This window comes from Mesorhizobium sp. M7A.F.Ca.CA.001.08.2.1 (assembly GCF_003998455.1).
GTDB lineage: Bacteria > Pseudomonadota > Alphaproteobacteria > Rhizobiales > Rhizobiaceae > Mesorhizobium > Mesorhizobium ciceri.
In genome coordinates, this window is sequence record NZ_RZPW01001413.1 from 1 (window position 1) to 573 (window position 573).

The following is a 573-nucleotide window of genomic DNA, read 5'->3' on the forward strand; positions in this document are numbered from 1 at the left end:
CAGCGAGGTGTAGAACCGGAACGAGCCGACATTGAAGCTGCCGGCCAGCAGCGTCACGAAAAAACCCGGCTGGTCCCAGGATTTCAGCGGAAAGCCCTGCGTGATGTAGAGCGCTGCCCCACGCACCACGAGCAGCATCGACAGCGTGACCAGGAAGGACGAAATGCCGATCTTGGTGACGATCAGCCCGTTGATGGCGCCGATGGCGATGCACAGCAGAAGCCCGGCCAGAAGGGCGACACCTATATCCACGCCGCCGTTCTGCACCAGGAGCATGACGATGACCGGCGCCAGCCCGAACACGGCGCCGACCGACAGGTCGAACTCGCCCGCCGTCAACAGCAGCGTCATGCCGAGCGCGATGATGCCGAGCTCGGGCAGGAACGCCATCATGTTGGAGATGTTGAGCGGCGACAGGAAATTGGCATCGGCAACGGCGAACACCGCGAGCAGGACAATGAGGATGACGAGCGAGGAGAATTGCGGCGAGCGCATAAGGCTCGATCTGCGTTTCCCGACAGGCATTTCGTCTTCTGCGGCGATCATCATGACTGCTTGAACCATGCTTTGAAG

1 protein-coding gene is annotated in these 573 nt (G+C 61.1%); it reads right to left on the reverse strand.

Features of this window, described 5'->3' with window-relative positions:
- On the reverse strand, nucleotides 1-564 hold a 564-nt coding region (locus EN914_RS37710), incomplete at its 3' end, for an ABC transporter permease (protein WP_164779291.1).
- Between the last annotated feature and the right edge of the window lie 9 nt (nucleotides 565-573).